The 24,718-nt window shown below is 68.0% G+C and carries 16 protein-coding genes and 1 pseudogene; 12 read left to right on the top strand and 5 right to left on the bottom strand.

Going from position 1 to position 24,718, the window contains the following annotated elements; genetic code table 11:
- Nucleotides 1-66: 66 nt before the first annotated feature.
- Together AB0D27_RS23910 and AB0D27_RS23905 are read right to left on the bottom strand one after the other, a co-directional pair.
- A complete protein-coding gene (locus AB0D27_RS23910) occupies nucleotides 67-414 on the bottom strand; it encodes a VOC family protein (RefSeq protein ID WP_362512185.1) in 348 nt (115 codons plus the stop codon).
- Between the two features lie 189 nt (nucleotides 415-603).
- Nucleotides 604-2,133, bottom strand: a complete 1,530-nt coding sequence (locus AB0D27_RS23905; protein ID WP_362512182.1) for a UDP-N-acetylglucosamine 1-carboxyvinyltransferase — start codon at nucleotides 2,131-2,133, stop codon at nucleotides 604-606.
- A gap of 730 nt (nucleotides 2,134-2,863) precedes the next feature.
- Between AB0D27_RS23905 and AB0D27_RS23900 the strand changes: the two genes are divergently transcribed.
- Nucleotides 2,864-4,198, top strand: a complete 1,335-nt coding sequence (locus AB0D27_RS23900; protein ID WP_362512180.1) for a HEAT repeat domain-containing protein — start codon at nucleotides 2,864-2,866, stop codon at nucleotides 4,196-4,198.
- Nucleotides 4,199-4,484: 286 nt separating this feature from the next.
- Here AB0D27_RS23900 and AB0D27_RS23895 read toward each other — a convergent pair.
- A pseudogene (locus AB0D27_RS23895) lies at nucleotides 4,485-4,746 on the bottom strand (transposase); the annotation flags it as partial.
- 370 nt (nucleotides 4,747-5,116) lie between these two features.
- Here AB0D27_RS23895 and acnA point away from each other — a divergent pair.
- The 4 genes from acnA (at nucleotide 5,117) to AB0D27_RS23875 (ending at nucleotide 10,225) form a co-directional block, all read left to right on the top strand.
- Nucleotides 5,117-7,834, top strand: coding sequence for an aconitate hydratase AcnA (gene acnA, locus AB0D27_RS23890; RefSeq protein WP_362512177.1), 2,718 nt, complete (start codon nucleotides 5,117-5,119; stop codon nucleotides 7,832-7,834).
- Nucleotides 7,835-7,930: 96 nt separating this feature from the next.
- Nucleotides 7,931-8,212, top strand: a complete 282-nt coding sequence (locus AB0D27_RS23885) for a hypothetical protein (RefSeq protein ID WP_362512174.1) — start codon at nucleotides 7,931-7,933, stop codon at nucleotides 8,210-8,212.
- Nucleotides 8,213-8,378: 166 nt separating this feature from the next.
- Nucleotides 8,379-8,651 carry a hypothetical protein gene (locus AB0D27_RS23880; RefSeq protein ID WP_362512171.1) on the top strand — a complete coding sequence of 91 codons (273 nt, stop codon included), beginning with the start codon at nucleotides 8,379-8,381 and terminating at the stop codon, nucleotides 8,649-8,651.
- Entirely contained in the window at nucleotides 8,648-10,225 is a 1,578-nt protein-coding gene (locus AB0D27_RS23875; RefSeq protein ID WP_362512168.1) for an ATP-binding protein, read from the top strand. Before AB0D27_RS23880 ends, AB0D27_RS23875 begins: the two co-directional genes overlap by 4 nt.
- A 242-nt stretch (nucleotides 10,226-10,467) precedes the next feature.
- Here AB0D27_RS23875 and AB0D27_RS23870 read toward each other — a convergent pair whose 3' ends face one another.
- Nucleotides 10,468-10,860: a hypothetical protein gene (locus AB0D27_RS23870; protein ID WP_362512165.1), complete on the bottom strand. Its 393-nt coding sequence runs from the start codon at nucleotides 10,858-10,860 to the stop codon at nucleotides 10,468-10,470.
- 23 nt (nucleotides 10,861-10,883) lie between these two features.
- On the opposite strand from AB0D27_RS23870, the gene AB0D27_RS23865 reads away from it, so the two are divergent.
- Together AB0D27_RS23865 and AB0D27_RS23860 are read left to right on the top strand one after the other, a co-directional pair.
- Nucleotides 10,884-11,399: a cellulose binding domain-containing protein gene (locus AB0D27_RS23865; RefSeq protein ID WP_362512162.1), complete on the top strand. Its 516-nt coding sequence runs from the start codon at nucleotides 10,884-10,886 to the stop codon at nucleotides 11,397-11,399.
- Nucleotides 11,400-11,572: 173 nt separating this feature from the next.
- Entirely contained in the window at nucleotides 11,573-14,845 is a 3,273-nt protein-coding gene (locus AB0D27_RS23860; protein ID WP_362512159.1) for a GH92 family glycosyl hydrolase, read from the top strand.
- Between the two features lie 71 nt (nucleotides 14,846-14,916).
- Here AB0D27_RS23860 and AB0D27_RS23855 read toward each other — a convergent pair whose 3' ends face one another.
- Nucleotides 14,917-18,756 carry a GH92 family glycosyl hydrolase gene (locus tag AB0D27_RS23855; protein WP_362512156.1) on the bottom strand — a complete coding sequence of 1,280 codons (3,840 nt, stop codon included), beginning with the start codon at nucleotides 18,754-18,756 and terminating at the stop codon, nucleotides 14,917-14,919.
- 485 nt (nucleotides 18,757-19,241) lie between these two features.
- On the opposite strand from AB0D27_RS23855, the gene ngcE reads away from it, so the two are divergent.
- The 5 genes from ngcE to AB0D27_RS23830 all read left to right on the top strand — a co-directional run bounded on the left by ngcE (nucleotide 19,242) and on the right by AB0D27_RS23830 (nucleotide 24,610).
- Nucleotides 19,242-20,693 (top strand): N-acetylglucosamine/diacetylchitobiose ABC transporter substrate-binding protein, encoded by a 1,452-nt coding sequence (gene ngcE / locus AB0D27_RS23850; protein WP_362512153.1) that lies wholly within the window; start codon nucleotides 19,242-19,244, stop codon nucleotides 20,691-20,693.
- 59 nt (nucleotides 20,694-20,752) lie between these two features.
- A complete protein-coding gene (locus AB0D27_RS23845; protein ID WP_362512150.1) occupies nucleotides 20,753-21,676 on the top strand; it encodes a sugar ABC transporter permease in 924 nt (307 codons plus the stop codon).
- Nucleotides 21,676-22,599, top strand: coding sequence for a carbohydrate ABC transporter permease (locus AB0D27_RS23840; RefSeq protein ID WP_362512147.1), 924 nt, complete (start codon nucleotides 21,676-21,678; stop codon nucleotides 22,597-22,599). The genes AB0D27_RS23845 and AB0D27_RS23840 overlap by 1 nt, the downstream gene beginning before the upstream one ends.
- 22 nt (nucleotides 22,600-22,621) lie before the next feature.
- Entirely contained in the window at nucleotides 22,622-23,059 is a 438-nt protein-coding gene (locus AB0D27_RS23835) for a zinc ribbon domain-containing protein (protein WP_362512144.1), read from the top strand.
- 351 nt (nucleotides 23,060-23,410) lie between these two features.
- Nucleotides 23,411-24,610, top strand: coding sequence for an ROK family transcriptional regulator (locus AB0D27_RS23830; RefSeq protein ID WP_362512141.1), 1,200 nt, complete (start codon nucleotides 23,411-23,413; stop codon nucleotides 24,608-24,610).
- Nucleotides 24,611-24,718: the final 108 nt, after the last annotated feature.

Here is a 24,718-nt window from a genome sequence, read left to right as displayed (position 1 = left end):
GCCGCCGCCCCGACCAGGGCGGCGGCTCCCGTGCGTGCGGCTCTCCCGGACGGACGCGGCGCGCCGTCAGCCGTGGCTGAGCACGTTCACCACGCGGCCGTTGGGATCCCGGACGAAGAAGCGGCGCACGCCCCACTCCTCGTCGGTCAGCGGGTGCACGATCTCGGCACCGCTCCGCCGCATCTCGGCATACGCCGCGTCGACATCCTCGACCTCAATGCTCATGTCCGGAGCCACGGGGGCGGTCGCGTCCTCGGTCATCAGGCTGACCTGGACGGCGGGATTCCCGGCGGAGGCGAGTGTCACGATCCAGCCGTGGTTCATGACTTCCTCGAAGCCAAGCAGGCCGTAGAACTCGGCACTTTCCTTCAGGGCGACTGACTGGACGTTGGGTACGACCCGTCGAACGTACATCTCGCGGCTCCGGTGGTCAGGTCGGATGCGTCTGAGGGACCCAGTCAGCGTATCGAGTCCTCCGGGCGCCAAGCCCACGCGCCCAGGCCGACCTGCGAGCACCGGCGCCTCGGGGCGCTGCCACACCCCGACGACGCGGGCCCCCAGCACTCCCCGGGCTGCAGCGCTGGACACGCCACCCTGCCCTGGTCAGATGTCCCGGAAGATCTCGATCTGCGCGCCGATCGAGTTCAGCCGCTCGGCGAGGTCCTCGTAGCCGCGGTTGATGACGTAGACGTTGCGCAGGACGGACGTGCCGTCCGCCGCCATCATGGCCAGCAGAACGACCACGGCGGGCCGCAGCGCGGGCGGGCACATCATCTCGGCGGCGCGCCAGCGGGTCGGGCCCTCCACCAGGACGCGGTGCGGGTCGAGGAGTTGGAGCCGTCCGCCGAGGCGGTTCAGGTCCGTCAGGTAGATCGCGCGGTTGTCGTAGACCCAGTCGTGGATCAGGGTCTTGCCCTGCGCCGAGGCCGCGATGGCCGCGAAGAAGGGGACGTTGTCGATGTTCAGGCCCGGGAACGGCATCGGGTGGATCTTGTCGATCGGCGCCTCCAGCTTGGAGGGCCGGACGGTCAGGTCCACCAGGCGGGTACGGCCGTTGTCGGCGAAGTACTCCGCCGTACGGTCGTGGTCGAGGCCCATCTCCTCCAGGACCGCGAGCTCGATCTCCAGGAACTCGATCGGCACCCGGCACACCGTCAGCTCCGACTCGGTGACCACGGCGGCGGCGAGCAGGCTCATCGCCTCGACCGGGTCCTCGGAGGGCGAGTAGTCCACGTCCACGTCGATGGTCGGCACACCGTGCACGGTGAGCGTGGTGGTGCCGATGCCCTCGACCCGTACGCCCAGGGCCTCCAGGAAGAAGCACAGGTCCTGGACCATGTAGTTGGAGGACGCGTTGCGGATGACGGTCACGCCGTCGTGGCGGGCTGCGGCGAGCAGCGCGTTCTCGGTCACCGTGTCGCCGCGCTCGGTCAGCACGATCGGGCGGTCGGGGGAGACGGAGTGGTCCACCTGGGCGTGGTAGAGGCCCTCGGTGGCGGCGATGTCGAGCCCGAAGCGGCGCAGCGCGATCATGTGCGGCTCGATCGTGCGCGTGCCGAGGTCGCAACCGCCCGCGTACGGCAGCTTGAAGCGGTCCATACGGTGCAGCAGCGGCCCGAGGAACATGATGATCGAGCGGGTACGGCGAGCCGCCTCCGCGTCGATCGCCTCCATGTCCAGCTCGCTCGGAGGCACGATCTCCAGGTCGACCCCGTCGTTGATCCACCGGGTGCGAACGCCGATCGAACCGAGCACCTCCAGAAGGCGGTACACCTCTTCGATGCGGGCGACGCGGCGCAGCACCGTGCGCCCCTTGTTCAGGAGCGTCGCGCACAGCAGCGCCACGCACGCGTTCTTACTGGTCTTGACGTCGATGGAGCCGGACAGACGACGTCCGCCGACCACGCGCAGATGCATCGGACCCGCGTACCCCAGAGAGACGATTTCACTGTCCAGGGCTTCACCGATTCGGGCGATCATCTCAAGGCTGATGTTTTGGTTGCCGCGCTCGATGCGGTTGACGGCGCTCTGACTTGTGCCGAGCGCCTCGGCAAGCTGCGACTGTGTCCAGCCCCGGTGTTGCCGGGCGTCACGGATGAGCTTGCCGATGCGTACGAGGTAGTCGTCTGCCATGGCGCGACCGTATATCGGATGTGAGATAAAGAAAAATGGAGCGCATCCTTCCGGGTGGTGGGGGTCAAGGCGGCCCGAACGGGCGGGACTTCGGGCACTGCGCACCAGGGGCGCGCCGACGGTGGGGGGTGCGGCCGGGTGTGGCCAGTTGATGCCGCCGTCGGTGATTGCCGTGAAGGGGCGCTTCCGTGACGGTTCGTAGATTCATGAGGCTTTTGTCCGCAAATGCGGCGACTGACGACTCCGTCGCCGAGTGATCCCCCGCCGATCCGAACGGCTCCTTGCGACGCTGGTGCCGGCTGGTTCAGCGAAGTCACTCGTCGGGCTTGAGCTGACCTTGCGTGGACTGGATTGGTTGGCAAAGGGTCTTTCAGCGATCGCCGGTTCGTGACGCTCACGACTGTGCTCCGGTCACCTGAATGGCGGACGCCAAGAGGGCAGACGGCTCGCATGGTGAGTTCCTGGGAAGGGGACCGCAAACCACGTTTCGAGAGCTGACGTCCGCACTGCGTGCCTGGGGCGCCCCGTTCAGCGGTGGCGCCCCTGGCCTCTCTCCCAGCCCGGAACAGCCAACCCAGCACCCCCAACGTACTCACCCGACGAGGTTCACTGGCAGGGAAGCCGCAACGACCGGGTTCGCTGGCAAACGCCTTGGAAGGATGGCAGCGGTCGTGCTCGGCTATGGCGACCCGAGTTGGGGGCGCGTAGACGGTACGGCTTGAATACGGTCATGGACTCCCCGATTTGGGCCATGCTGTCGGCCGCCGAGCGCTCCGCTGTGGACGGTCTGATCCAGCAGGACCACCGGATCGCGGCAGTCGCCCGCGTTCGGGAGGCGTTCCGAGCAGAATCCAGGCCGGGCCTGTATGAAACGCTGGATCTGGTGGCAGAGCGCTACCGGGAGCTGGGCCGACGGTTCGAGCGATATCCGACCCCGCCGCTGAATCTGGTGACGCTTACGGAGAAAGTTGAGGCGTTGCCTGGCCGGACGGTGGCCATCGAGGCGCTGTGGGACGGTGACACCGAGGGCTGGTGCGTGGACCTGATGGCGCTCACCGACGTCCCGGCTGCCGAGCACCGGCTCGCCACCATCCGGCACGGTAGTGACTTGCGACTGTTCAACGGCGCAGTCCCGCCATGGCCCGAAGCACAGGAAGCAGAGACGGTCGGTCGTGCCCTGGCCGAGCAGTTCGGCGTGCCGTTTCACTTCGCCAGCCCCGATCGGCCCAACGACGACGCCCCCCCGCTGGAGGGCCACCTCGTGAGCAACACTGCCACACAGCTCGACACCCTTGCTGCCGCACTGGCGGACACCGACTCCGACCTCGACCAGATCGCAGGCCTGGAAGACGAACTGGTGGCCGCTCGAGACACGGGCCTGGTCCCGCGCCTGCAAGAGCACCTTGCCGGTGCCGTGGATGCCAGGAACTGGTACGGACGCCACGTGCTCTGCAACATTCTGGCCGCGACAGCCGGCTCCAAAGCCCTTCCCGAGCTGCTGCGGGCCTTCGCCCACGATCTGGGCGATGACCAGGACTCCCTGTCGGCGATACTGACCGACTTCGCTCACCAGGACCGCGCTTATGCGCGCAGCATCGTCCTGCCATGGGCCGCGGGCCCCGACCCGGACCTGCGCAGGGCAGCGCTGTGGCTGCTCGGCTTCGTTCCCGAACCGAGCGACCTCGACCTCCTGGCCGGCGCCGTCCAAGATCCGGACGACAGAGTCCGCAGCGTGACGGTGGGAACCATCGGCGCCCACACGAAGACCACGGCCCGGGCCGTCGATCTGCTGACGGCCCTGCTCGCGGACCTCAGCCCCCAGGTGCGAGTGAACGCCCTGAGCTCCCTCGGCTTCGCACGGCAGCCCAGGACACTGTCGGCAATCCACCGCCTTGCCAAGGACGACAGTGCACGGGTACGGGCATGGGTCGCCATCGCCCTGAGCCGGTTCCCAGCTCCTGAACCGGGGAGCTTGGCCGTCCTGGACCTGCTCGCTCGCGACTCAGACGCCTTTGTGCAGGAGCAGGCGGTCGCTGCCCGAAAGAAGCTCACCGCCTGCGCCTGACCCGCCAGTCAGAACCGCCTCCTCGGAACCCGCGCAGATAGGCGCGGTGGAGGCCCTGTCGCGAACAGGCGCAGGCCCTGGGTGATCACAGAGCTGCCACACTCTGTGATCACCCAGGGCCTGCCTCGAACGGAGTGGCCGTACGCCTGGCCGAGAAGGTACCGGGGCTCCGTGGCTTGGTCAGATCGCTGGAGCAGCCATCGGGGAGCGGGTTGCGGCGGAGATGAGAATCTCGCGGGGCACCCGCGCTGCGGCGGCGAGGGCGCGGCCCGCCGAGCGTGATCTGCTTGAGTTCGGCGAAGACGCCGAGCCGGACCACTCGTCGCGGCGGTTGCGGATGGTGGTGGCCGAGCAGGTCGTGTCGGCGATCGCCTGGTAGGAGCAGCCGAACCGCAGAAGCTGCAGCATCTTGTCGAAGACGATCCGGTCGCTGATGCGTGGGCGGTGGCAGCCCAGCGGATGCGTCGGCGCGTAGGCCGATCGCTCAGGCAGCAGGGCGATGTATTGGTCCAGAGTGGTCCGGTCAGCCATGATGGCAGTACAGGCACAGGTCTCCCCGGTGATCACAGAGCGTCGCAACTCCATGATCGCCAAGGCGTGTGCCTGCTTTGCTACCGGGCTACCGCCACCGTGCCCATCTGCGCGGCCTCTTGGACCGGCACAGTCGGGGGCACTTCCTCCCCACGGGGCACCGAATAGTGCAGGGTCGGAACACTGCCTCTTCACCAGTAGGAGGCCGGGGCATGACCAGCTCGCCCCCATGTACTAGAGTTATCTCGACATCGAGATATCTGCCGAGGCGCACCGCAGCCGCCACCCTGGTAAGGGTTACCTAACTTAGCCTTACCTTAGCGGATCGGCCAAGATGCCGTGGCGGCAGGATGCGGTGGTAAGCGCACAAAAATGAAGGAGACTGTCGTGTCGGCGAACAGCTTCGACGCCCGCAGCACGCTGCAGGTGGGCGACGAGTCGTACGAGATCTTCCGGCTGGACAAGGTGGAAGGCTCGGCTCGCCTTCCGTACAGCCTGAAGGTGCTGCTGGAGAACCTGCTCCGCACCGAGGACGGCGCGAACATCACCGCCGACCACATCCGGGCCCTCGGCGGCTGGGACTCGCAGGCCCAGCCCAGCCAGGAGATCCAGTTCACGCCGGCCCGCGTGATCATGCAGGACTTCACCGGCGTGCCCTGCGTCGTCGACCTCGCCACCATGCGCGAGGCCGTCAAGGAGCTCGGCGGCGACCCGGCGAAGATCAACCCGCTGGCCCCGGCCGAGCTGGTCATCGACCACTCCGTCATCGCCGACAAGTTCGGCACCAACGACGCCTTCGCGCAGAACGTCGAGCTGGAGTACGGCCGCAACAGGGAGCGCTACCAGTTCCTGCGCTGGGGCCAGACCGCCTTCGACGAGTTCAAGGTCGTCCCGCCGGGCACCGGCATCGTCCACCAGGTCAACATCGAGCACCTCGCCAGGACCGTCATGGTCCGAGGCGGCCAGGCATACCCCGACACCCTCGTGGGCACCGACTCGCACACCACGATGGTCAACGGTCTCGGCGTCCTCGGCTGGGGCGTCGGCGGTATCGAGGCCGAGGCGGCGATGCTCGGCCAGCCGGTCTCGATGCTCATCCCGCGCGTCGTCGGCTTCAAGCTCACCGGTGAGCTCACGCCCGGCACCACCGCCACCGACCTGGTGCTCACCATCACCGAGATGCTGCGCAAGCACGGCGTCGTCGGCAAGTTCGTCGAGTTCTACGGCGAAGGTGTGGCCGCCACGTCGCTGGCCAACCGCGCCACCATCGGCAACATGTCGCCGGAGTTCGGCTCCACCGCCGCGATCTTCCCGATCGACGACGAGACCCTGAAGTACCTCAAGCTCACCGGCCGCTCCGAGCAGCAGGTCGCGCTCGTCGAGGCGTACGCCAAGGAGCAGGGCCTCTGGCTCGACCCGGCCGCCGAGCCCGACTTCTCCGAGAAGCTCGAGCTGGACCTCTCCACCGTCGTCCCGTCGATCGCCGGCCCGAAGCGCCCGCAGGACCGCATCGTCCTCGCGAACGCCGCCGAGCAGTTCAAGCAGGACGTCCGCAACTACGTGGACAGCGTGGACGAGGCGGGCCAGGAGTCCTTCCCGGCCTCCGACGCCCCGGCCATCCACCCCAACGGCGCCCCGAGCAACCCGGTCACCGTCACCGCCCCCGACGGCTCGACCTACGAGATCGACCACGGTGCGGTGACGGTCGCGGCCATCACCTCCTGCACCAACACCTCGAACCCGTACGTCATGGTCGCCGCCGCGCTCGTCGCGAAGAAGGCCGTGGAGAAGGGCCTGACCCGCAAGCCGTGGGTCAAGACCACCCTCGCCCCGGGCTCCAAGGTCGTCACCGACTACTTCGACAAGGCGGGGCTCACCCCCTACCTCGACAAGGTCGGCTTCAACCTCGTCGGCTACGGCTGCACCACCTGCATCGGCAACTCCGGCCCGCTGCCGGAGGAGGTCTCCAAGGCGGTCAACGACCACGACCTCGCGGTGACCTCGGTCCTCTCCGGCAACCGGAACTTCGAGGGCCGTATCAACCCCGACGTCAAGATGAACTACCTGGCCTCCCCGCCGCTGGTCGTCGCGTACGCGCTCGCGGGCTCCATGAAGGTGGACATCACCAAGGACGCCCTCGGCATCGACCAGGACGGCAAGCCGGTCTACCTGTCCGACATCTGGCCCTCCGAGGCCGAGGTCAACGACGTCGTGGCGAACGCCATCGGCGAGGACATGTTCAACAAGTCCTACCAGGACGTCTTCGCGGGCGACGCCCAGTGGCAGGCGCTGCCGATCCCGACCGGCAACACCTTCGAGTGGGACCCGCAGTCCACCTACGTCCGCAAGCCCCCGTACTTCGAGGGCATGGCGCACGAGCCGTCCCCGGTCTCGGACATCGCGGGCGCCCGCGTCCTGGCCAAGCTGGGCGACTCGGTCACCACCGACCACATCTCGCCGGCCGGCGCGATCAAGGCCGACACCCCGGCGGGCAAGTACCTCACCGAGCACGGTGTCGAGCGTCGTGACTTCAACTCCTACGGCTCCCGCCGTGGCAACCACGAGGTCATGATCCGCGGTACGTTCGCCAACATCCGCCTGCGCAACCAGATCGCGCCGGGTACGGAGGGCGGCTACACCCGCGACTTCACCCAGGCGGACGCGCCGGTGGCGTTCATCTACGACGCCTCGCGCAACTACATCGAGCAGGGCATCCCGCTGGTCATCCTGGCCGGCAAGGAGTACGGCTCCGGCTCGTCCCGCGACTGGGCCGCCAAGGGCACCGCGCTCCTCGGCGTCAAGGCCGTCATCGCCGAGTCGTACGAGCGCATCCACCGCTCGAACCTCATCGGCATGGGCGTCCTGCCGCTGCAGTTCCCGGAGGGCGGCTCCGCCCAGTCCTTCGGCCTCACCGGCGAGGAGACCTTCTCCTTCACCGGCGTCGAGGAGCTGAACAACGGCACCACCCCCCGCACGGTGAAGGTCACCACCGACACGGGCGTCGAGTTCGACGCGGTCGTCCGCATCGACACCCCCGGCGAGGCGGACTACTACCGCAACGGCGGCATCATGCAGTACGTGCTGCGCAGCCTGATCCGCAAGTAGGCGGTACGGCAGGGCAGTTGCACGGCGGTTGAGGGCCGCACTCCCGGTGACGGGGGTGCGGCCCTTCGCCGTGCGCTCGAGGGGACCCCACCACACATGGGGAACGTCCGCCTGGAGCACTGGGACGCGCCGCCCCCGCCACCGGAGGACGAGTGGGAGGTGTGCGAGGAGACCCGGTTCACCCTCGAAGGAAGCGTCGTCCAGGTGCGCGACCTGCAGAACGCGCCCGCCGGTCCCGAACTGCCCCTGCCACCGGGCCCGTACAACCGGCGCGCCCACTGCCGAGGACGCGCCGAGGCCACGGCCCGCATCGGCCGCGATCTGTACTGCCGAGGCGTCGAGGAGTGGCTGCTGCTGCAGCTATGGCGCACCGCGTGACACCCGATCGCGGCCTCTGCGTCCGCCACCACCGGTTCTCCGAAGCAACCGTCCTTGTCATCCGTCGGCGGACCCTGCTGCGGGACGCGTGCCCGGCGGCCAAGTGCATGGGCAGAGCTCAGATGGAACACAGGGTTCCCTCAGCGGACCGCGACACGATTGCTACATGTCTGGCACTTCTGGGATCCGAGTCGGCCGCGTCCGTGTGGTGACCGTCGACGTCACGGAGGCGGCCCCGCGGCCCTGTCCTGACGGGTCGGCGCTGGTCCTCGGCGATCTCGCCCCGACCCGGGACTCCCGCGAGGCGCACCGCGACGGTACGCTCGTCCGGCTCCACGTCTCCAGCCCGCGCCGGAAGACCGGCAAAGACCCGGCGCCCATGATGCACACGGTGCACGGGGCGGGGTACGTCAACAGGCCGCCGGAGGCGGGGAGATGACCGGGGCACGGGCCAAACGAGCCCTGTGGACCCGGCTGCGCGGGCGCTCCCTGCGGACGCGGCTCCTCGTCTTCATCAGCGCCGCGCTCGTCGCCGTATGCGCGGTCATGGCTCTCACCACGGTCTTCGCACAGCGCGCCTATCTGCTCGACGACCTCGACCATCGGGTCGGCGACGCCGCCGCGCGCAGCCAGGGCGGGGTTCAGGTCGGGCCGGACGTCGAAACGGATCTGGCCTTCCTCAACGAGCAGGGCCAGCCCATCGGCACCATCGCCGCCAGGCTCGACAGGAACGGGCACATCCTCGCCGCCAAGGTGGTCACCCACTCAGGCGGGCTGCGCGATCTCGCCGCCGCCCAGCGCTCCGCGCTCACCGGCATCGACGCCGATGGCTCGCTGCACACCCGGACGGTTCCCGGCCTCGGCACCTACCGGGCCACCGCTCTCGAGGGCGGAGGGCGCCCCGTGCTCACCGCTCTCCCGATGGACGACGTACAAGACATGATCAGCGGCTTGGTGGTGGTCGAGGGCGTGGTGGCGGCCGCCGGTCTCACGCTCGCGGGCTGCGTCTGCGCGGCGGTCATCCGGCGTCAACTGCGCCCGCTCGGCCGGGTCGCCGCCACGGCCGTCGAGGTGTCACGCTCACCGCTGGGGCACGGCGAGGTCATCGGCCTCACGCGGGTACCCGAGCGCGACACCGACCCCGGCAGCGAGGCCGGTCAGGTCGGCGCCGCGCTCAACCGCATGATCGACCACGTCGAGAGCTCGCTCGCGGAACGCCGGCGCGGCGAGGAGGAGATGCGCCGCAGCGAGGAACGCACGCGCCGCTTCCTGGCCGACGCCAGCCATGAACTGCGTACGCCGCTCGCGTCCATCGCCGGATACGCGGAACTGATGAACCGGGGCATCGAGAAGGTCGAACCGACGTTCGCGTGGCGGCGGGTGTCCGCCGAGTCGGCGCGGATGACGGGGCTGGTCGAGGATCTGCTGCTGCTCGCCCGGCTCGACGAGGGGCGGCCGTTGCAGTCGGCGGAGGTGGACCTGGCGGCGCTGGTCACCGAGGCGGTGTGGGACGCGCGGGCCGCGGGGGAGGGGCACACCTGGCAGCTGGCGCTGCTCCTGGACTCCCCGGCTCTGGTCGTCGGTGACGAGGCCCGGCTGCGTCAGGTGGTGGCCAACCTGTTGGCCAACGCCCGTGTGCATACGCCTGTTGGCACCACGGTCGTCACCTCGGTGGAAGCCACCGACGCATACTGCCGGATCCGGGTACGCGACGACGGTCCCGGCATTCCGCCCACCCTCCTGCCCAGGGTCTTCGAACGTTTCACCCGAGCCGACGCCTCCCGCTCCCGCGTCTCCGCCGAACACGGTGGTTCGGGTCTCGGTCTCGCCATCGTCGCGGCGATCACGGCGGCCCACGGCGGCCGTATCCACGCCGAAAGCGCCCCGGGCCGCACGGAGTTCACCGTCGACCTGCCGACGGCCGAGGCCCTCACGCCGACGGCTCCGGCCGGAGTGGACGTCATGCCGGTAGCTCGGGTCGCAGGAGACGTCACACCGGCTGCCCGGGCCTGAGGCAAGACGCCGTCTCCCCTCGGAGCGGAAGGTGAACGTCTCGCGGAAGGGTCCGTCGCCGCAGCGCATGGCCGGCGGCGCGGGCTCTTCGTAGGGCAAGACCCTCGGCCGAGGCCATCCCGGAGTCGTAGCCGGGGCGGCGCGGGGCGAGGTTCAACCGCTCGACGAGGTGGGCGCTATCTCTCCGGGGGCGCCAGTGATCCAGAGAGGTCGGCATCGGTCCAGTTCCTCCGGCCCCGTCCTCAAAACCAGCCCACCGCGTGGCCCACCACAAAGGGCGCGGGGACGAGCAGCGCCATGCCGAGCCACGGTCCCACAGGGCTGCCCTCCTGGCGGGGCATCAAAAGGTCCACCACCAAAACCATTCCGACGACGAACCCGCCGCCCAGCACGGCGCCGGTGATCATGCCGAGCGGGTTGTCGGGTGTCCCCCCGTGACAGCTGGAGGCACCGCCGCAGTCGGCGGACGGGAACTTGGTCAGCAGCCACCGCACACACAGGGCCGGGACGATCCCGACCAGCCCGATCAGCAGATTTGCGAACGCGGCCGCCCCCAGGACGCGCCCGACCCCGCTCTCGGGGTCGGCAGAAGTGGCGCCGCCCTCACGATCCTTACCCGCCTCGGAGTCCCGCACCGGTTCCCCCTCCCCGAACTCGCGTGATACCTACCCCTTTCACAAAAAGAGGGATCAAGCACCCGCGAGGTTCCGAGGCACACCGGTTCGGGTGGCATCCGACAGTGCGGCACGACGCGCGCGAACGTGCGGGACGCGGCGCCTGGTGCTGGACGGTCGACTGGACGCGGCCGGGCGGGCAGTCGGTCGCCAGCCTGTGGAACGGCAACGCGACGCATGACGGCCAGGATGTGATGGGTGCCGCAACGCCGACTGGAACGGGGCGCTTGATCCGGGGAAGAGCGCCAACCTTCGGATACGTCGTCCAGGGCAGCGGTGACGACCCGTCAACCACTGTCGCTCGCCAGGTGGGTTGGGAGCTCGGTGCGGACCGGGTGGCGGTACGTGCGCACCCGGTCCGCGAGCCCGGACGGGGTCGGGGGAGGCCCCGGTCCGGGTGTGGAGTCCCCCTGGTGCTCGAACGAAGCCGAGAGTCTGGGGGGAGCGTGGCTTGTGATGGTCGTGGTGTGCGACAACGTTGTCGAATGGTCTGTACATGACTCTACCGCCTCAACGGACAACGATGTCAAGCCAGTTGGCCCAGCCGGGTGATCTTTCGCGCGTGCCTTCCGCGCCGTACGCGGTCTTCCGTGGTACCCGTGGCGCACGTTACTGTCCCTGCGGCTTGTGCGACCTGTGGTGCGCGACCCGTCCGAGAAGGAGGGGCCGCGTCATGCGTTTCCGTCCGTCATCCGTCCTGCTGGCCGTCGCCCTGGCGGCCGGTGGGATCACCCCCGCGGTGGCAGCCACCGCGGCACCACCCGACCTGCTCCGGGACCCCACCGCCTACGTCGATCCGCTCATCGGCACCAAGGGCGGCGGCAATGTCTTCCCGGGCGCGGTCGTGCCCTTCGGCATGCTCTCCTGGAGCCCGGAGAACACCCGCGGCGATGCCACCCGCACGGCCGCGCCGGGCGGCTACCAGTACGACGCCACGCGCATCCGGGGTTTCAGCCTCACCCATATGTCCGGCACGGGATGCGCGGGCGGCAGCGGCGACATCCCCTTCTTCCCGTACGCCGGCGAGGTCACCTCCTCCCCGGCGAGCGACACGAAGGACGCCGTGTACGCGGCCGACTTCGCGCACGCTGACGAGAGCGCGGAGCCCGGGCACTACAAGGTCGCACTGGCCTCGGGCGTCACCGCCGATCTCACGGCGACCGCGCGCACCGGCTCGGGCCGCTTCACCTACCCGGCCGACAAGGCCGCCTCGCTGCTGATCCGCACCGCCAACTCCGAGGTCGGCTCGACGGATTCATCCCTGAGGATCGACCCGGCGACCCGCACGGTCTCCGGCTCCGTCACCTCCGGGAACTTCTGCGGCTACCTCGACCCGGAGGGCCGACGCGCCTACTACACCCTCTACTTCACCGCCCGCTTCGACCGTGACTTCAAGTCGACCGGCACCTGGCAGGACGACAGGCTCAGCCCGGGGACCACGGAGGCGAGCGGGGGCACCGGCGGATTCGGGCAGGGCGGACGGCCCGTCGCGGGCAAGGGCGCGGGCGGCTATGTGGAGTTCGAGCCCGGGGCCGACCCCGTGAACGTCAAGGTCGGTATCTCGTACGTCAGTCAGGCGGGCGCCGAAGCCAACCTCACCACCGAGAACCCGCCGTCCCGTTCCTTCGCCTCCGTCCAGGACGCCGCGCACCGCGCCTGGCGCGACCGGCTCGGTGCCATCCGGGTCGGCGGCGGCACGGACGAGGCGCGCACCACCTTCTACACCGCGCTCTATCACGCCCTTCTGCACCCGAACGTCATCAGTGACGCCGACCGCAGGTACAGAGGCCCTGACGACAAAGTCCATGTCGTCAGCCGGGGCCACCAGGCGCAGTACGGCACTTTCTCCGGCTGGGACGTCTACCGCTCCCAGGTCCAGCTGCTCACCCTCCTCAACCCGGACACCGGCTCCGACATCGCGCAGTCGCTGCTGGAACTCGCCCGGCAGAACGGGGGAGTCTGGGACCGCTGGCTGCACGGCGCGAGCGGCACGCACGTCATGAACGGCGACCCGTCAGCGGCAGCGCTCGCGGGCATCCGGGCCTTCGGCGGCACGGACTTCGATCTGCGTGGCGCTTTGGACTCGCTGGTCAAGGCGGCGACGGTGCCGACGGAGCAGGACCTCTCGTCGGCGGGCAAGCCCGTCCTGTCGGTGGGCCAGCGGCCGTCGCTCGACAAGTACCTCAAGCAGCACTACATGCCGTCCGTGTCCAACGCGTGGGGCGGCGCCGCAGAGACGCTCGAAATGTCAGGCGCGGACTTCGCCCTCTCCCAACTCGCCCTGGCGGCAGGCGAGAAGCAGACGGCCGCCGAGTTCGCCCGCCGCTCCCAGTGGTGGCAGAACAACTTCAACATCGCTGCCGACGCGAGCGGCGGCTACATCGCCAACCGCAAGGCGGACGGCAGCTGGGTCACCGGCTTCACCCCGGCGACCGGCAACGGCTTCGTCGAGGGTACGGCGGCCCAGTACACCTGGATGGTGCAGCACGACCCGGCCGGGCTCTTCGCGGCCATGGGCGGCCGTGACAAGGCCCTCGACCGCCTGGACGCCTTCTTCCACAACGCCGACGGCAGCTGGGCCTTCACGGGCAGCGGCGGCGACAAGTCCGAGCTGGACAACGAACCGTCGATCAACGTGCCATACCTCTACGACTACGCGGGCGCTCCCTACAAGACGCAAGCGACCGTCCGCGCGGCGATGAACCAGTTGTGGTCGACGCAGCCGGGCGGCATCCCCGGGAACGACGACCTCGGCGCCATGTCGTCCTGGTACGTCTTCTCCGCCCTCGGCATGTACCCCCAGGTGCCCTCCCGCGCCGAACTCACCCTGGCGTCACCGCTGTTCCCGACGGTCGAGATCGAGCGCCCGCACGGCGCCGACATCCAGATCCGGGCCAAGGGCGCGGCCCCAGACGCTCCTTACATCCAGTCCCTCAAGGTTAACGGACGTGCCGGCGACCGCCCGTGGCTCCCCGCCTCCTTCGTGCGCGAGGGCGGCACACTCGACTACACCCTGGGCGGCACCCCCGACCAGCAGTGGGGCAGCTCCGAGGCGGCGGCACCGCGCTCCTTCCGCGAGGGCGAGCAGCCGTACCAGATCGGCGTGGGCCCGACCACGGCCACTCTCGCCCCCGGCGGCACCACCCACCTCGACATCCGCGCCCTCGCCCTGAGCGGCGGCGCCGGGCCCGAGGTCCGCTTCCAGGTGGACGCACCGGACGGCGTGACAGCCACGCCCGCCGAGGGCACGGTGACCGACGGCACGCAGCGGATCACCCTGTCGGCCGCCGACGACGCCCGGCAGGGCTTCCACGACGTCAAGGTCACGGTGACGTCGGCCGACACGTCGTACGCGCAACCGGTGGCCCTCACCGTCGCCGCCCCCGGCTCCCTCCTCGCCGCCTACAACAACACCGGCGTCTCGGACGACACCGGCGACCACGACGAGGCCGACTACGACGGCGGCGGCTGGAGCTACTCCCGCCAGGCCCTCGCCGACGCCGGCCTGCCCCCCGGAAAGCAGGGCACCGTGGACGGCCTCACCTACACCTGGCCCGACTCCCCGTCCGGCCGCCCCGACAACGCCTCCGCAACCTCCCAGACCATCGAACTCACGGATCCGGCAACCCGGTTGTCCTTCATCGGCAGCGCGGTCAACGGCGACCAGCGGACCAAGGCGACCGTCACCTACACCGACGGCTCCACCGACTCCATCGACCTCTCCTTCACCGACTGGACCGTCGGCGGCGGAGGCGGCACCGTCCAGTTCGGCAACGAGACCGTCGCCAAGACCGCGTACCGCAATGTCGCGGGCGCCGACAAGGACCTGGTGGCGACCTACGTCTTCGCCACCAAGCCCTTCCAGGCCCCGTCGGGCAAGGCCATCAAGAGCGTGCGCCTGGCGGACAACACGGACCTGCATGTGTTCACTCTCGCGGTGAGCTGAACCCCACCCATGAACGCGGGGCGGGCCCGGAGTTTCCTCCGAGCCCGCCCCTCTCCCGTGGGGGGTATCCGTCAGGCCAGCAGTTCCACCTCCGCGAGCGTCGCCTCAGCGTCGAGGACCAGGCGGTAGTGCGCGTACGAGCCCGGGTCCGCGACCGTGAACGCCCGGGTCTGCTTGTCCCAGGGGAAGGACTCGCCGGAGCGCTTGTCGAGGTCGGTCCACTGGCTTCCGTCGGAGGAGCCCTGGAGGACCCAGCCGGTCGGAGCCTTGGTGTGGTCCGAGGACGACGTCAGGGTGTACTGAACCGCCTTGGTCTCCGAGCCGATCGGCAGGTCGGTGGACGTGACCGTCGCGTCCGTCGCCGACGTGTTGTCGAAGAGCGCTCCCTCCCCCTTGAGGGCGTCCGTGCGCGGCGAGGGCACCTTGTCGTCCTGGGTGATCGACGCGGGCGCCGCGTTCTTGCCGGAGCCCCACGAGGACGGCTGGGATCCCATGTCGAACTCCAGGACGCCACCACGGGAGATGAGCGAGTGCGGCAGTGAAGTCGACGTCCACTTCTTGCCGTTGACCCGCAGACCCTGCACGTACACGTTCTTCGCGCTGTTCTTCGGCGCCTTGACGACCAGGTCCTTGCCGTTCTCCAGATGGACCGTCGCTTTGGTGAAGAGCGGGGAGCCGACGGCGTATTCGCCGCTGCCCATCACCAGCGGGTAGAAGCCGAGCGAGGAGAAGAGGTACCAGGCCGACTGCTCGCCGTTGTCCTCGTCGCCGTGGTAGCCCTGCCCGATCTCGCTGCCGGTGTAGAGACGGGAGAGGACCTCGCGGACGTTCTTCTGCGTCTTCCAGGGCTCGCCCGCCGCGTCGTACATGTAGTTCACGTGGTGGGCCACCTGGTTGGAGTGCCCGTACATGCCCAGCCGTACGTCACGGGCCTCGGTCATCTCATGGATGACACCGCCGTAGGAGCCCACGAAGTCCGGCGAGGCCGTCTCGGGCGTCGCGAAGTATGTGTCGAGCTTCTGAGCCAGGGCGCCGCGGCCGCCGTACAGGTTGGCGAGGCCCCGGGAGTCCTGCGGCGCGGTGAACGCGTAGCCCCAGCCGTTGGTCTCCGTGTAGTCGTAGCCCCACACCCGCGGGTCGTACTTCGAGGACTCGACCCGCCAGTCGCCCTTCGCGTCACGGCCCTGGAAGAAACCGGCCTTCGGGTCGAAGAGGCTCACATAGTCCTGGGCGCGGTTGAGGAAGTACGCCGACTCCTCCTTGTAGCGCTTCTTGCCGGTCTTCTTGTAGAGCGCCCGGCCCATCTGAGCGATGCCGTAGTCGTTGACGTACCCCTCCATGGCCCACGACAGACCCTCGTCCGTGGCGGTGCTCGTGTAGCCCAGGAAGGGGGAGGTCGACATGCCCTTGCGGCCCACGCCCGATGTCGGCGGGACGACCGTGGCGTTCTTCAGTGCCGCGTCGTACGCCGACTCCGCGTCGAAGTCGACCCCCTTCACATACGCGTCCGCGAATGCCACGTCCGACGACGTGCCCGTCATCAGGTCCGCGTACCCGGGCGAGGACCAGCGCGAGGTCCAGCCGCCGTCCTTGTACTGCTGCACGAACCCGTCGACCATCTCGCCTGCCTGACTGGGAGTCAGGAACGAGTACGCCGGCCAGGTCGTCCGATAGGTGTCCCAGAAGCCATTGTTGACGTACACCTTGCCGTCGACGATCTTGGCGCCGGTGTGGGTGGGAGTGTCGGGACCCGGCATCGGCGAGAACGGCGAGGCGTACTGGTCCTTCGAACCGACCTTCTCGAAACCGGAGTTGGGGTAGAGGTACAGCCGGTACATGCTGGAGTACAGCGTCGTCAGCTGGTCCGGGGTCGCACCCTCCACCTCGACCTTGCCGAACAGGCTGTCCCACTGCCGCTGGGCCCGCGCCTCGACCGTCCCGAAGGAGGTGCCGTCGGGGATCTCCTGGCGCAGGTTGTCCTTGGCCTGGTCGACACTGATGAGCGAGGTGGCGAGGCGCAGGGTGACGGTGTGGTCGGAGCCCGCTTTGAATTTCAAGTACCCCTTGACCCCCGACGAGCCCCCGTCGGTCACCGGCGCGTCGAACACCCCGTACACGAAGAGCCGGGTCGCACCCGTCGACAGCCCGGACTTCACATCCGAGTAGCCCGTGACGGTCGCGTTCTCCTTGTCGAGCGTCAGCCCCGCCTGCTCCGTCACGTTGTCGAAGAGCACGCTCGCGTCGTCGCCGGGATAGGTGAACCGCAACGAAGCCGCGTGGTCCGTCGGCGCCATCTCCGCCTTGAGGCCGTTCTCGAAGGTCACCCCGTAGTAGTAGGGGCGCGCGGTCTCGTTCTCGTGCCGGAAGGCGAGCTCGCGGGCGGTGCGGCCGGTGTCCGGGGTGCCGGACGCGGCCGACGGCATCACCTGGAAGGTCTGCCGGTCACCCATCCAGGGGCTCGGCTCATGGCTCGCGCTGAACGCCTGAATGGTGGGCAGATTGTCCGAGTTGTTCGCGCGGGCGTAGTCGTACAGCCAACTGAGCGAGCCCGCGTTGGTCACCGGCGTCCAGAAGTTGAAGCCGTGCGGGAGCGCCGTCGCGGGGAAGTTGTTGCCCCGCGAGAAGCCGCTGCTGGAGTTGGTGCCGCGTGTCGTCAGCGCGTAGTCGGACAGATGCGCCTTGGGCTTCTCGGGAGCGGCCGTCTTCAGCGAGACGTCATCGAGCCAGCCACGGAACTTCGCCGGCCCCCTCGGGGAGTCGTACGCGAGCAGGACGCGGTCGACCGTCTTGCCGGCCGCGACCGAACCGATCCGCGAGAGGACGTTGTTCCACTGGTTGACGTACAGGACCTTGGCGGCGCCCTGGCCCTGCGGTGTCAGCGCGAAGCCGTGCTGGTCCACGGCCTGGAGGTCGCTCAGAGAGCTGCCGTCCGTGAAAACCAGGTCCACGGCCACATTCGTGGCGTCGTAGTCCCGGTCGCCGTCCGCCATCGACGGGAAGACGCGGTACGACAGCTCGGTGTCGCGCCCGACGGCCACGTTCACGTCGAACACCTTGTTGTACGAGTAGGCCCGGCCGTCCGCCTTGTGCGTCCCGGCGTAGCGCAGGGCCCGCTTGCCCGTGAAGCCGGCGCCCGCCTTCGCGGTGGGGGAGCCGCTCGGCCCGCGGTCCACCAGCGAGAGCATGTCCTTGGGCGTCGGATCGTCGCTCTGGCCCGTCGAGAACTGGACGTCGGCGAGCTGAAGGATGTCGCCGCCGTTGTTCTTGCTGACGTCGAGCCGGAAGTGCTGGTACTCGACGGGGCTCGTGATGTCGTACGACTTCGTCTGGAACCGCTCGCCGAACGACTCGCCCGAGCGGGTGTCGAGGGTCTTCCAGTCCTTGCCGTCGGTGGAGCCCTGGAGGGTCCAGTCCCTGGGGTCGCGCTCGTCGTGGTCGTTGGCCGAGGTAAGCGCGTACGTGACCGCCTTGACCGGGGTGTCCAGGTCGAACTCCGCCCAGCCGGTGGGCTCGAAGGTGAGCCACTTGGTGCTCGGCTCGCCGTCGACGAGGTTCTCCTTCACCTCGCCCGCGCCGGTGTTCTCGCCGCTGGCGCGGACATCGGTGACATGATCGATCACGTTGCCGGGGATGCCGGTGCTGTAACCGCCGTCCACGCCTGAGGAGCGTTTCGCCCCGTCTGGAGTGGTATCAACCGTGTTGAGCCAGTCCGGTGCGGGATCGCCGGATTCGAACGAGGAGGCGAACTCCCCGTCCGCCGCTGCCGCTTGGGCGGGCAGGGCGACCGCCACGCCCTGCGAGGCCACCACGAGAGAAAGCGCTGCCACCCCCAGTGCCGTTGAAGAACCCCATCTGGACCGAGGTCTGGGACGAGCCGAAGAACTCCGTCTGTACCGAGCCCTCTGCTGCATACGCGAGCACCCTCCCTGCATCCGGACAACGTTGTCACCTTCGATGCGCAAGGACCAGTAGGGAGTCAAGTTGTCAGTGATGTCAAGGGCGTTGAGTGTGGCGTCCGGGGTGAATACCACGCGACGAGCCCGCATTACTCCCAATGCGGGAGGTTGGCACCCTGTCGATCTTCGCCGGGATGGGGTGCGGGCGTCCCATATTTCCGCGAGGTCTCAACTCGGAAAAGACCCATGGGCAAACCTGCATTCGATCTTGCTCCGTTGGCGGGAAGTGGACTATACCTGTCGGCGTCCGCCTAGTCGTTCGACGGCTGTGCACAGGCAGGACTCCGGGGGGAAAACGAGAGACGACGGACCGTGTCACATACACCTCCCGTCGTGTCGTCCCGCTGAATCCCCCACGCACGACCCCAGCTTGACCTAACCGCGGTGCCGGGGAGGATCCGGTTCACCGCCTGAGTCCTGGAGAAGGCGAGGACTTGAGCATGGGATCCACTTCCGCCGAGAACAGCAACCCCGAGGGTGTCGGCCGCCGTGATCTGATCAAGCGGTCGGCGGCACTCGGCCTGATCGCTGTTCCGACCATGAGTTTCCTCTCCGCGTGTGCGAGCAGCGACAGCGGCTCGGAGGGCAAGGCCAAGACCGGCAAGAAGACCAAGAAGAACCCGCTGGGCGTCAACGAGACGGCCTCGCTCTCGGTCGTCATCTTCGATGGCGGTTTCGGTACGAAGTACGCGACCGACGCCAACGCCGAGTACAAGAAGGCGTACCCCAAGGTCAAGATCGATTTTCACAAGACCCAGAAGATCCAGTCCGAGCTGCAGCCCAAGTTCAACGGCGGCACTCCTCCGGACCTGATCGACAACTCGGGCGCCCAGCAGATGGACATGGGTGTCCTCGTCGGCAAGAAGCAGCTCACCGACCTGACACCGCTCCTCGACGCGCCGTCGATCGACGACCCGTCGAAGAAGGTCCGCGACACACTGCGCCCCGGCATCGTCGAGATGGGCCAGTTCGACGGAGACCCGGTTTGGATCATGTACTACGCGTACACGGTCTACGGCGTCTGGTACTCGCAGACCGCCCTCGACAAGCTCGACGCGACGTACCCCGAGGACTGGGACGCCATGCTCGCGCTGTGTGCCAAGGCGAAGAAGAAGGGCATCGCCGGCTGGACGTACGCGGGCAAGTACCCGTACTACCTGCCCTTCTCGCTCTACCCGTTCATCGGGAAGATCGGGGGCCGCGAGGTACTCGACAAGATTGACAACCTGGAGCCGAACGCGTGGAAGGACCCGGCCGTCAAGGCCGCGTTCGAGGCGTACTACGAGCTCTACAAGAAGGGCTACATCCTCAAGGGCACCCCTGGCATCGACCACATCCAGTCCCAGACCGCCTGGGCCAAGGGCAAGGCGCTGTTCATCCCGAACGGCTCCTGGGTGGAGAACGAGTCCGCGAACGTCATCCCGTCGGACTTCAACCTGGCCGTCAGCGGCCCGTCCAGCCTCGACAGCTCCGACAAGATGCCGTTCGGCACCATCTGGGCCTCCGGCGGCGAGCCCTTCATCGTTCCGGCCAAGGCGGCCAACCCCACGGGCGGCATGGAGCAGCTGCGCATCATGCTCAGTGAGGCCTCGTCGAAGAATTTCACCAGCCAGGTGAAGTCGCTGACCGCCTTCAACGGCGGGACCGAGGGCATCACGCTGACTCCCGGCCTCAAGTCCGGTGTCGCGGCCCTCGAGAAGGCCGGCGACAACGTGGTCAACCCGCGGCTCCAGGACTGGTACGTGAAACTCCAGAAGGAGCAGATCGGAGTCTCCGGTCTCGGCGAGATGATGGCAGGGCGACTGACCCCGGCCGAGGCCATCAAGAAGATCCAGGGTTACGCAGACGCCGCGGCCAAGGATCAGTCCGTCAAGCACTACAAGCACCAGTAGCGGCACGTGCGCACACGTCACCAGCGGCGGCACCCGCGAAACGATCGGGGTCGGTAATCATGCAACACGGCAAGTACCGGTTCATTGTGGGGTTTTTGGTGACCCCTTTGGCGTTGTATGCGATCTTCGTGATCTGGCCGTTCATCCAGGCGATCTACTACTCGTTCACGGACTGGACCGGCCTGAGCCCCGACTTCAAGATGGTCGGCTTCGCCAACTACAGCAGAATGCTGGACGACGACATCTTCTGGAAGTCGTTGCAGCACAGTCTGCTGTTCGCGCTGTTGCTGCCGCTGGTGACGCTGAGCCTCGCACTCTTCTTCGCCTTCATGCTGAATGTCGGTGGGCGGCGCCGAAAGGGCGCCGCCATCACCGGAGTGCGCGGATCAGGCTTCTACAAGATCGCCTACTTCTTCCCCCAAGTGCTGTCGATCGCCATCGTCGCGCTGCTCTTCCAATTCGCGTACAACCCCAACGACGGGGTGATCAACGGGACGTTGAAGGCCATCGGCCTCGACAGCGTTCAGCCGGACTGGCTGGGTGACCCGAATCTCGCCCTCTGGTGTGTGATGTCCGTACTTCTGTGGAGCACCGTCGGGTTCTTCGTCGTTCTGTTCTCCGCGGGAATGGCCTCGATCCCGAAGGACTTCTACGAGGCCGCTCTCCTCGACGGCGCCAGCCGGTTCACCACCTTCTTCAAAATCACCCTTCCGCTGCTCTGGGACACCGTGCAGTCCGGATGGGTCTATATGGGAATCCTGGCCCTCGGTGCCGAGGCATTCGCCGCCGTACAGATCATGACCGTGGGTCCCGGCGGGCCCGACTACTCGACCACGGTCCTTCCGCTGTACGTGTACCAATCGGCGTTCCGTGACGCGAACGCCGCCTACGCGACCACGATCGGTGTCGCCCTGCTCATCGTCACGCTGCTGTTCGCGGCGATCGTGATGCGGCTGGGCCGGCGCGAGCGGCTGGAGTTCTGATGAAGACCACTGACACGCCGCCGTCGTCCGTGGAGCCGGTCGAGGACCGCCCTCGGGTGACAAAGACGAAGTCCGCGCCGGAGAAGGTGAAGAGCAGCGAGGGCGGTGTCCTCAACGCCTTCTCGCACGGCATCCTCATCATCTGGGCGATTATGGTCGTCCTGCCGCTGCTATGGGCCGTGATGACGTCCTTCAAGGACGACGACTCCATCTTCAGCTCGCCCTGGTCGCTGCCGAACAAGCTCCACTTCGAGAACTGGTCCCGCGCCTGGTCGCAGGCGCACATGAGCGACTACTTCGGCAACACGCTGATCGTGGTGGGGTTCTCGCTGGTCGGCACGCTTGTTCTCGGATCGATGGCGGCGTACGTCCTCGCCCGATTCGACTTCCCGGGCAACCGCTTCATCTACTACCTCTTCGTCGGAGGAATGAGCTTTCCGGTCATGCTCGCCCTGGTGCCGTTGTTCTACGTGCTGAACAACATGCGGCTGCTGAACACCCTGCCGGGCTTGATCCTCGTTTACATCGCCTACTCGCTGCCCTTCACGGTGTTCTTCCTGACCTCCTTCTTCAGGACCCTGCCGACCTCGATCGCCGAAGCGGCCTTCGTCGACGGCGCCTCGCACACCAGGACGTTCTTCCAGATCATGCTGCCCATGGCCAAGCCGGGTCTCGTCAGCGTGGGCATCTTCAACTTCCTGGGGCAGTGGAACCAGTACATGCTTCCCACTGTGCTGAACACCGACCCGGACAAGAAGGTGCTCTCCCAGGGGCTCGTCGAGCTGGCGACCAGCCAGGGATACAAGGGCGACTGGTCGGGTCTGTTCGCCGGCCTGGTGATGGCGATGCTGCCGGTGCTGGCCGCCTACATCATTTTCCAGCGGCAGGTCGTGCAGGGGCTGACGGCGGGCGCCCTCAAGTAGCAGCGCGGCAACTCCGTCCTATATGGGAACGTATGGTCGGTTCGTCTCTGAATATGGTGCTTGCGGTGCGGAGTTGGTTCATCTGTGCGGCCGTGTGGCTAGCGTGATCGGCATGGTCAAACGGGCCGCTCCGCCAGCTCGGCCGGCACTGCGCCTACGAGGCGAAACGGGCCCGGTGCCGTTCCTGGAGGTGGACCCGCCCCACACCTCGCAGCGCTGCCCGCGGTGTGGCCACGCCGAGAAGGCCAACCGGTCCACTCGGGACTACGTCCGCTGTCGCCGGTGCGGCCTCGCTGGACCCGCCGACGTCGTCGCCGGGGTCAACGTGCGCGACCGCGCGCGCTCGGCGTGGGTTTTTTGTCACCGCACCCGCAGCTGCCCCCGGCCAGCAGGCGGGCGGACGGATGCGACCCGTGACCGTCTTGTCGTAGGGGACAGTCGGGAGGGCGACGAGGTGTGAACGATCAGGAGCGTGATCTTGATCGTTCACGGCTGAGAAGGTGACAACTTGTAAGTGGCCTACATGTGTGACCTGGGCCACGGAAGCGTGATCGTCGGGCTCGCCGTGCCGGGAGGCCTTCAGACATACCGGCCGAAGCGCCACACCGAGATGCAGCCGCCACGGCACATGCGTTCCTGCAACCAGTAACGCCCCTCTACGCCGGGGGCCGGGCCCCGCGCGCATGTGCTCATCCGTGCCGGATACGGCTCAACCTCTTGACGGGAGGTAACCCAAACGGCTCAGCTTAGAGTTCACTAGTTGGACATAGGCGGGGCCTCATCGTGGCGGCCTCGTACGCAGGAGGTCGTCGTGGAGACTCCGGGGTCGCAGTCGTCGCTGCACCGAGCCAATCTGGAGCGCGTCGTACGTGCGGTGCGCCTTGCGGGTTCGCTCACGCAGGCGGAGATCGCGAGGGCGACGGGCCTGTCCGCCGCGACCGTTTCCAATATCGTCCGGGAGCTAAAGGACGGTGGAACGGTCGAGGTCACACCCACTTCGGCGGGCGGTCGCAGGGCCCGCAGCGTGTCCTTGAGCGGGGACGCCGGCATCGTCATCGGCGTCGACTTCGGGCATACGCATTTGCGCGTCGCGGTCGGAAACCTCGCCCACCAGGTGCTGGCCGAGGAGTCCGAGCCGCTCGACGTGGACGCGTCCGCCGCGCAGGGCTTCGACCGCGCGGAAGAGCTGGTCAGTCGCCTGATCGCGGCAACCGGGGTTGACCGGTCCAAGATCGCGGGCGTGGGGCTCGGTGTACCCGGCCCGATCGACGTCGAGTCGGGCACGCTCGGCTCCACCGCCATCCTGCCGGGCTGGACCGGCGCGAAGCCCGCCGAGGAGCTGCGGGGGCGGCTCGGCGTGCCCGTGCACGTGGACAACGACGCCAACCTGGGCGCGCTCGGCGAGATGGTCTGGGGGAGCGGTCGCGGGGTCAAGGACCTCGCGTACATCAAGGTGGCCAGCGGTGTCGGAGCGGGTCTGGTGATCGACGGCAAGATCTACCGCGGCCCGGGTGGCACGGCGGGAGAAATCGGGCACATCACCCTCGACGAATCAGGCCCCGTGTGCCGCTGCGGCAACCGGGGCTGTCTGGAGACCTTTGCGGCAGCGCGCTATGTGCTGCCGCTTCTTCAGTCCAGTCACGGCACCGATCTGACCATGGAACGCGTGGTCAGGCTGGCGCGGGACGGCGATCCGGGCTGCCGTCGGGTGATCGCCGACGTCGGCCGTCACATCGGCAGCGGAGTCGCGAATCTCTGCAATTTGCTGAACCCGAGCCGGGTGGTTCTCGGTGGCGATCTCGCCGAGGCCGGGGAGCTGGTTCTCGGGCCCATCAGGGAGTCGGTCGGCCGCTATGCGATCCCCAGTGCCGCACGTCAACTCTCGGTGTTGCCAGGGGCACTTGGGGGCCGTGCGGAGGTGCTCGGAGCGCTCGCTCTCGCGCTCAGCGAGATGGGCGATTCGACCCTTTTGGACGGCTCGCTTTCTGAGGCCACCCCTGTCTTCACTTAGAGAACGCATGGCACCGTTGCCATCTCGTTAAGTATTTACTTCTTGACGCCGCACGTGTGGCCGAGTTGACTTCCAGCCACCTCGGCCGCAACGACGCGGCCTCGTCAG

Source organism: Streptomyces sp. NPDC048415 (genome assembly GCF_040651675.1).
Classification (GTDB): domain Bacteria; phylum Actinomycetota; class Actinomycetes; order Streptomycetales; family Streptomycetaceae; genus Streptomyces.
The sequence above is the reverse complement of the archived record's forward strand: the minus strand, read 5'-3'. Positions and strand labels throughout refer to the sequence as shown.

What these genes read in the sequence shown, in the direction of transcription:
- AB0D27_RS23860 (WP_362512159.1), top strand. Translation starts at nt 11,573, where the DNA reads ATGCGTTTCCGTCCGTCATCCGTCCTGCTGGCCGTCGCCCTGGCGGCC.
- ngcE (WP_362512153.1), top strand. Translation starts at nt 19,242, where the DNA reads ATGGGATCCACTTCCGCCGAGAACAGCAACCCCGAGGGTGTCGGCCGC.
- AB0D27_RS23875 (WP_362512168.1), top strand. Translation starts at nt 8,648, where the DNA reads ATGACCGGGGCACGGGCCAAACGAGCCCTGTGGACCCGGCTGCGCGGG.
- AB0D27_RS23880 (WP_362512171.1), top strand. Translation starts at nt 8,379, where the DNA reads ATGTCTGGCACTTCTGGGATCCGAGTCGGCCGCGTCCGTGTGGTGACC.
- AB0D27_RS23910 (WP_362512185.1), bottom strand. Translation starts at nt 414, where the DNA reads ATGTACGTTCGACGGGTCGTACCCAACGTCCAGTCAGTCGCCCTGAAG.
- AB0D27_RS23835 (WP_362512144.1), top strand. Translation starts at nt 22,622, where the DNA reads ATGGGAACGTATGGTCGGTTCGTCTCTGAATATGGTGCTTGCGGTGCG.
- AB0D27_RS23845 (WP_362512150.1), top strand. Translation starts at nt 20,753, where the DNA reads ATGCAACACGGCAAGTACCGGTTCATTGTGGGGTTTTTGGTGACCCCT.
- AB0D27_RS23840 (WP_362512147.1), top strand. Translation starts at nt 21,676, where the DNA reads ATGAAGACCACTGACACGCCGCCGTCGTCCGTGGAGCCGGTCGAGGAC.
- AB0D27_RS23905 (WP_362512182.1), bottom strand. Translation starts at nt 2,133, where the DNA reads ATGGCAGACGACTACCTCGTACGCATCGGCAAGCTCATCCGTGACGCC.
- AB0D27_RS23885 (WP_362512174.1), top strand. Translation starts at nt 7,931, where the DNA reads ATGGGGAACGTCCGCCTGGAGCACTGGGACGCGCCGCCCCCGCCACCG.
- AB0D27_RS23855 (WP_362512156.1), bottom strand. Translation starts at nt 18,756, where the DNA reads ATGCAGCAGAGGGCTCGGTACAGACGGAGTTCTTCGGCTCGTCCCAGA.
- AB0D27_RS23900 (WP_362512180.1), top strand. Translation starts at nt 2,864, where the DNA reads ATGGACTCCCCGATTTGGGCCATGCTGTCGGCCGCCGAGCGCTCCGCT.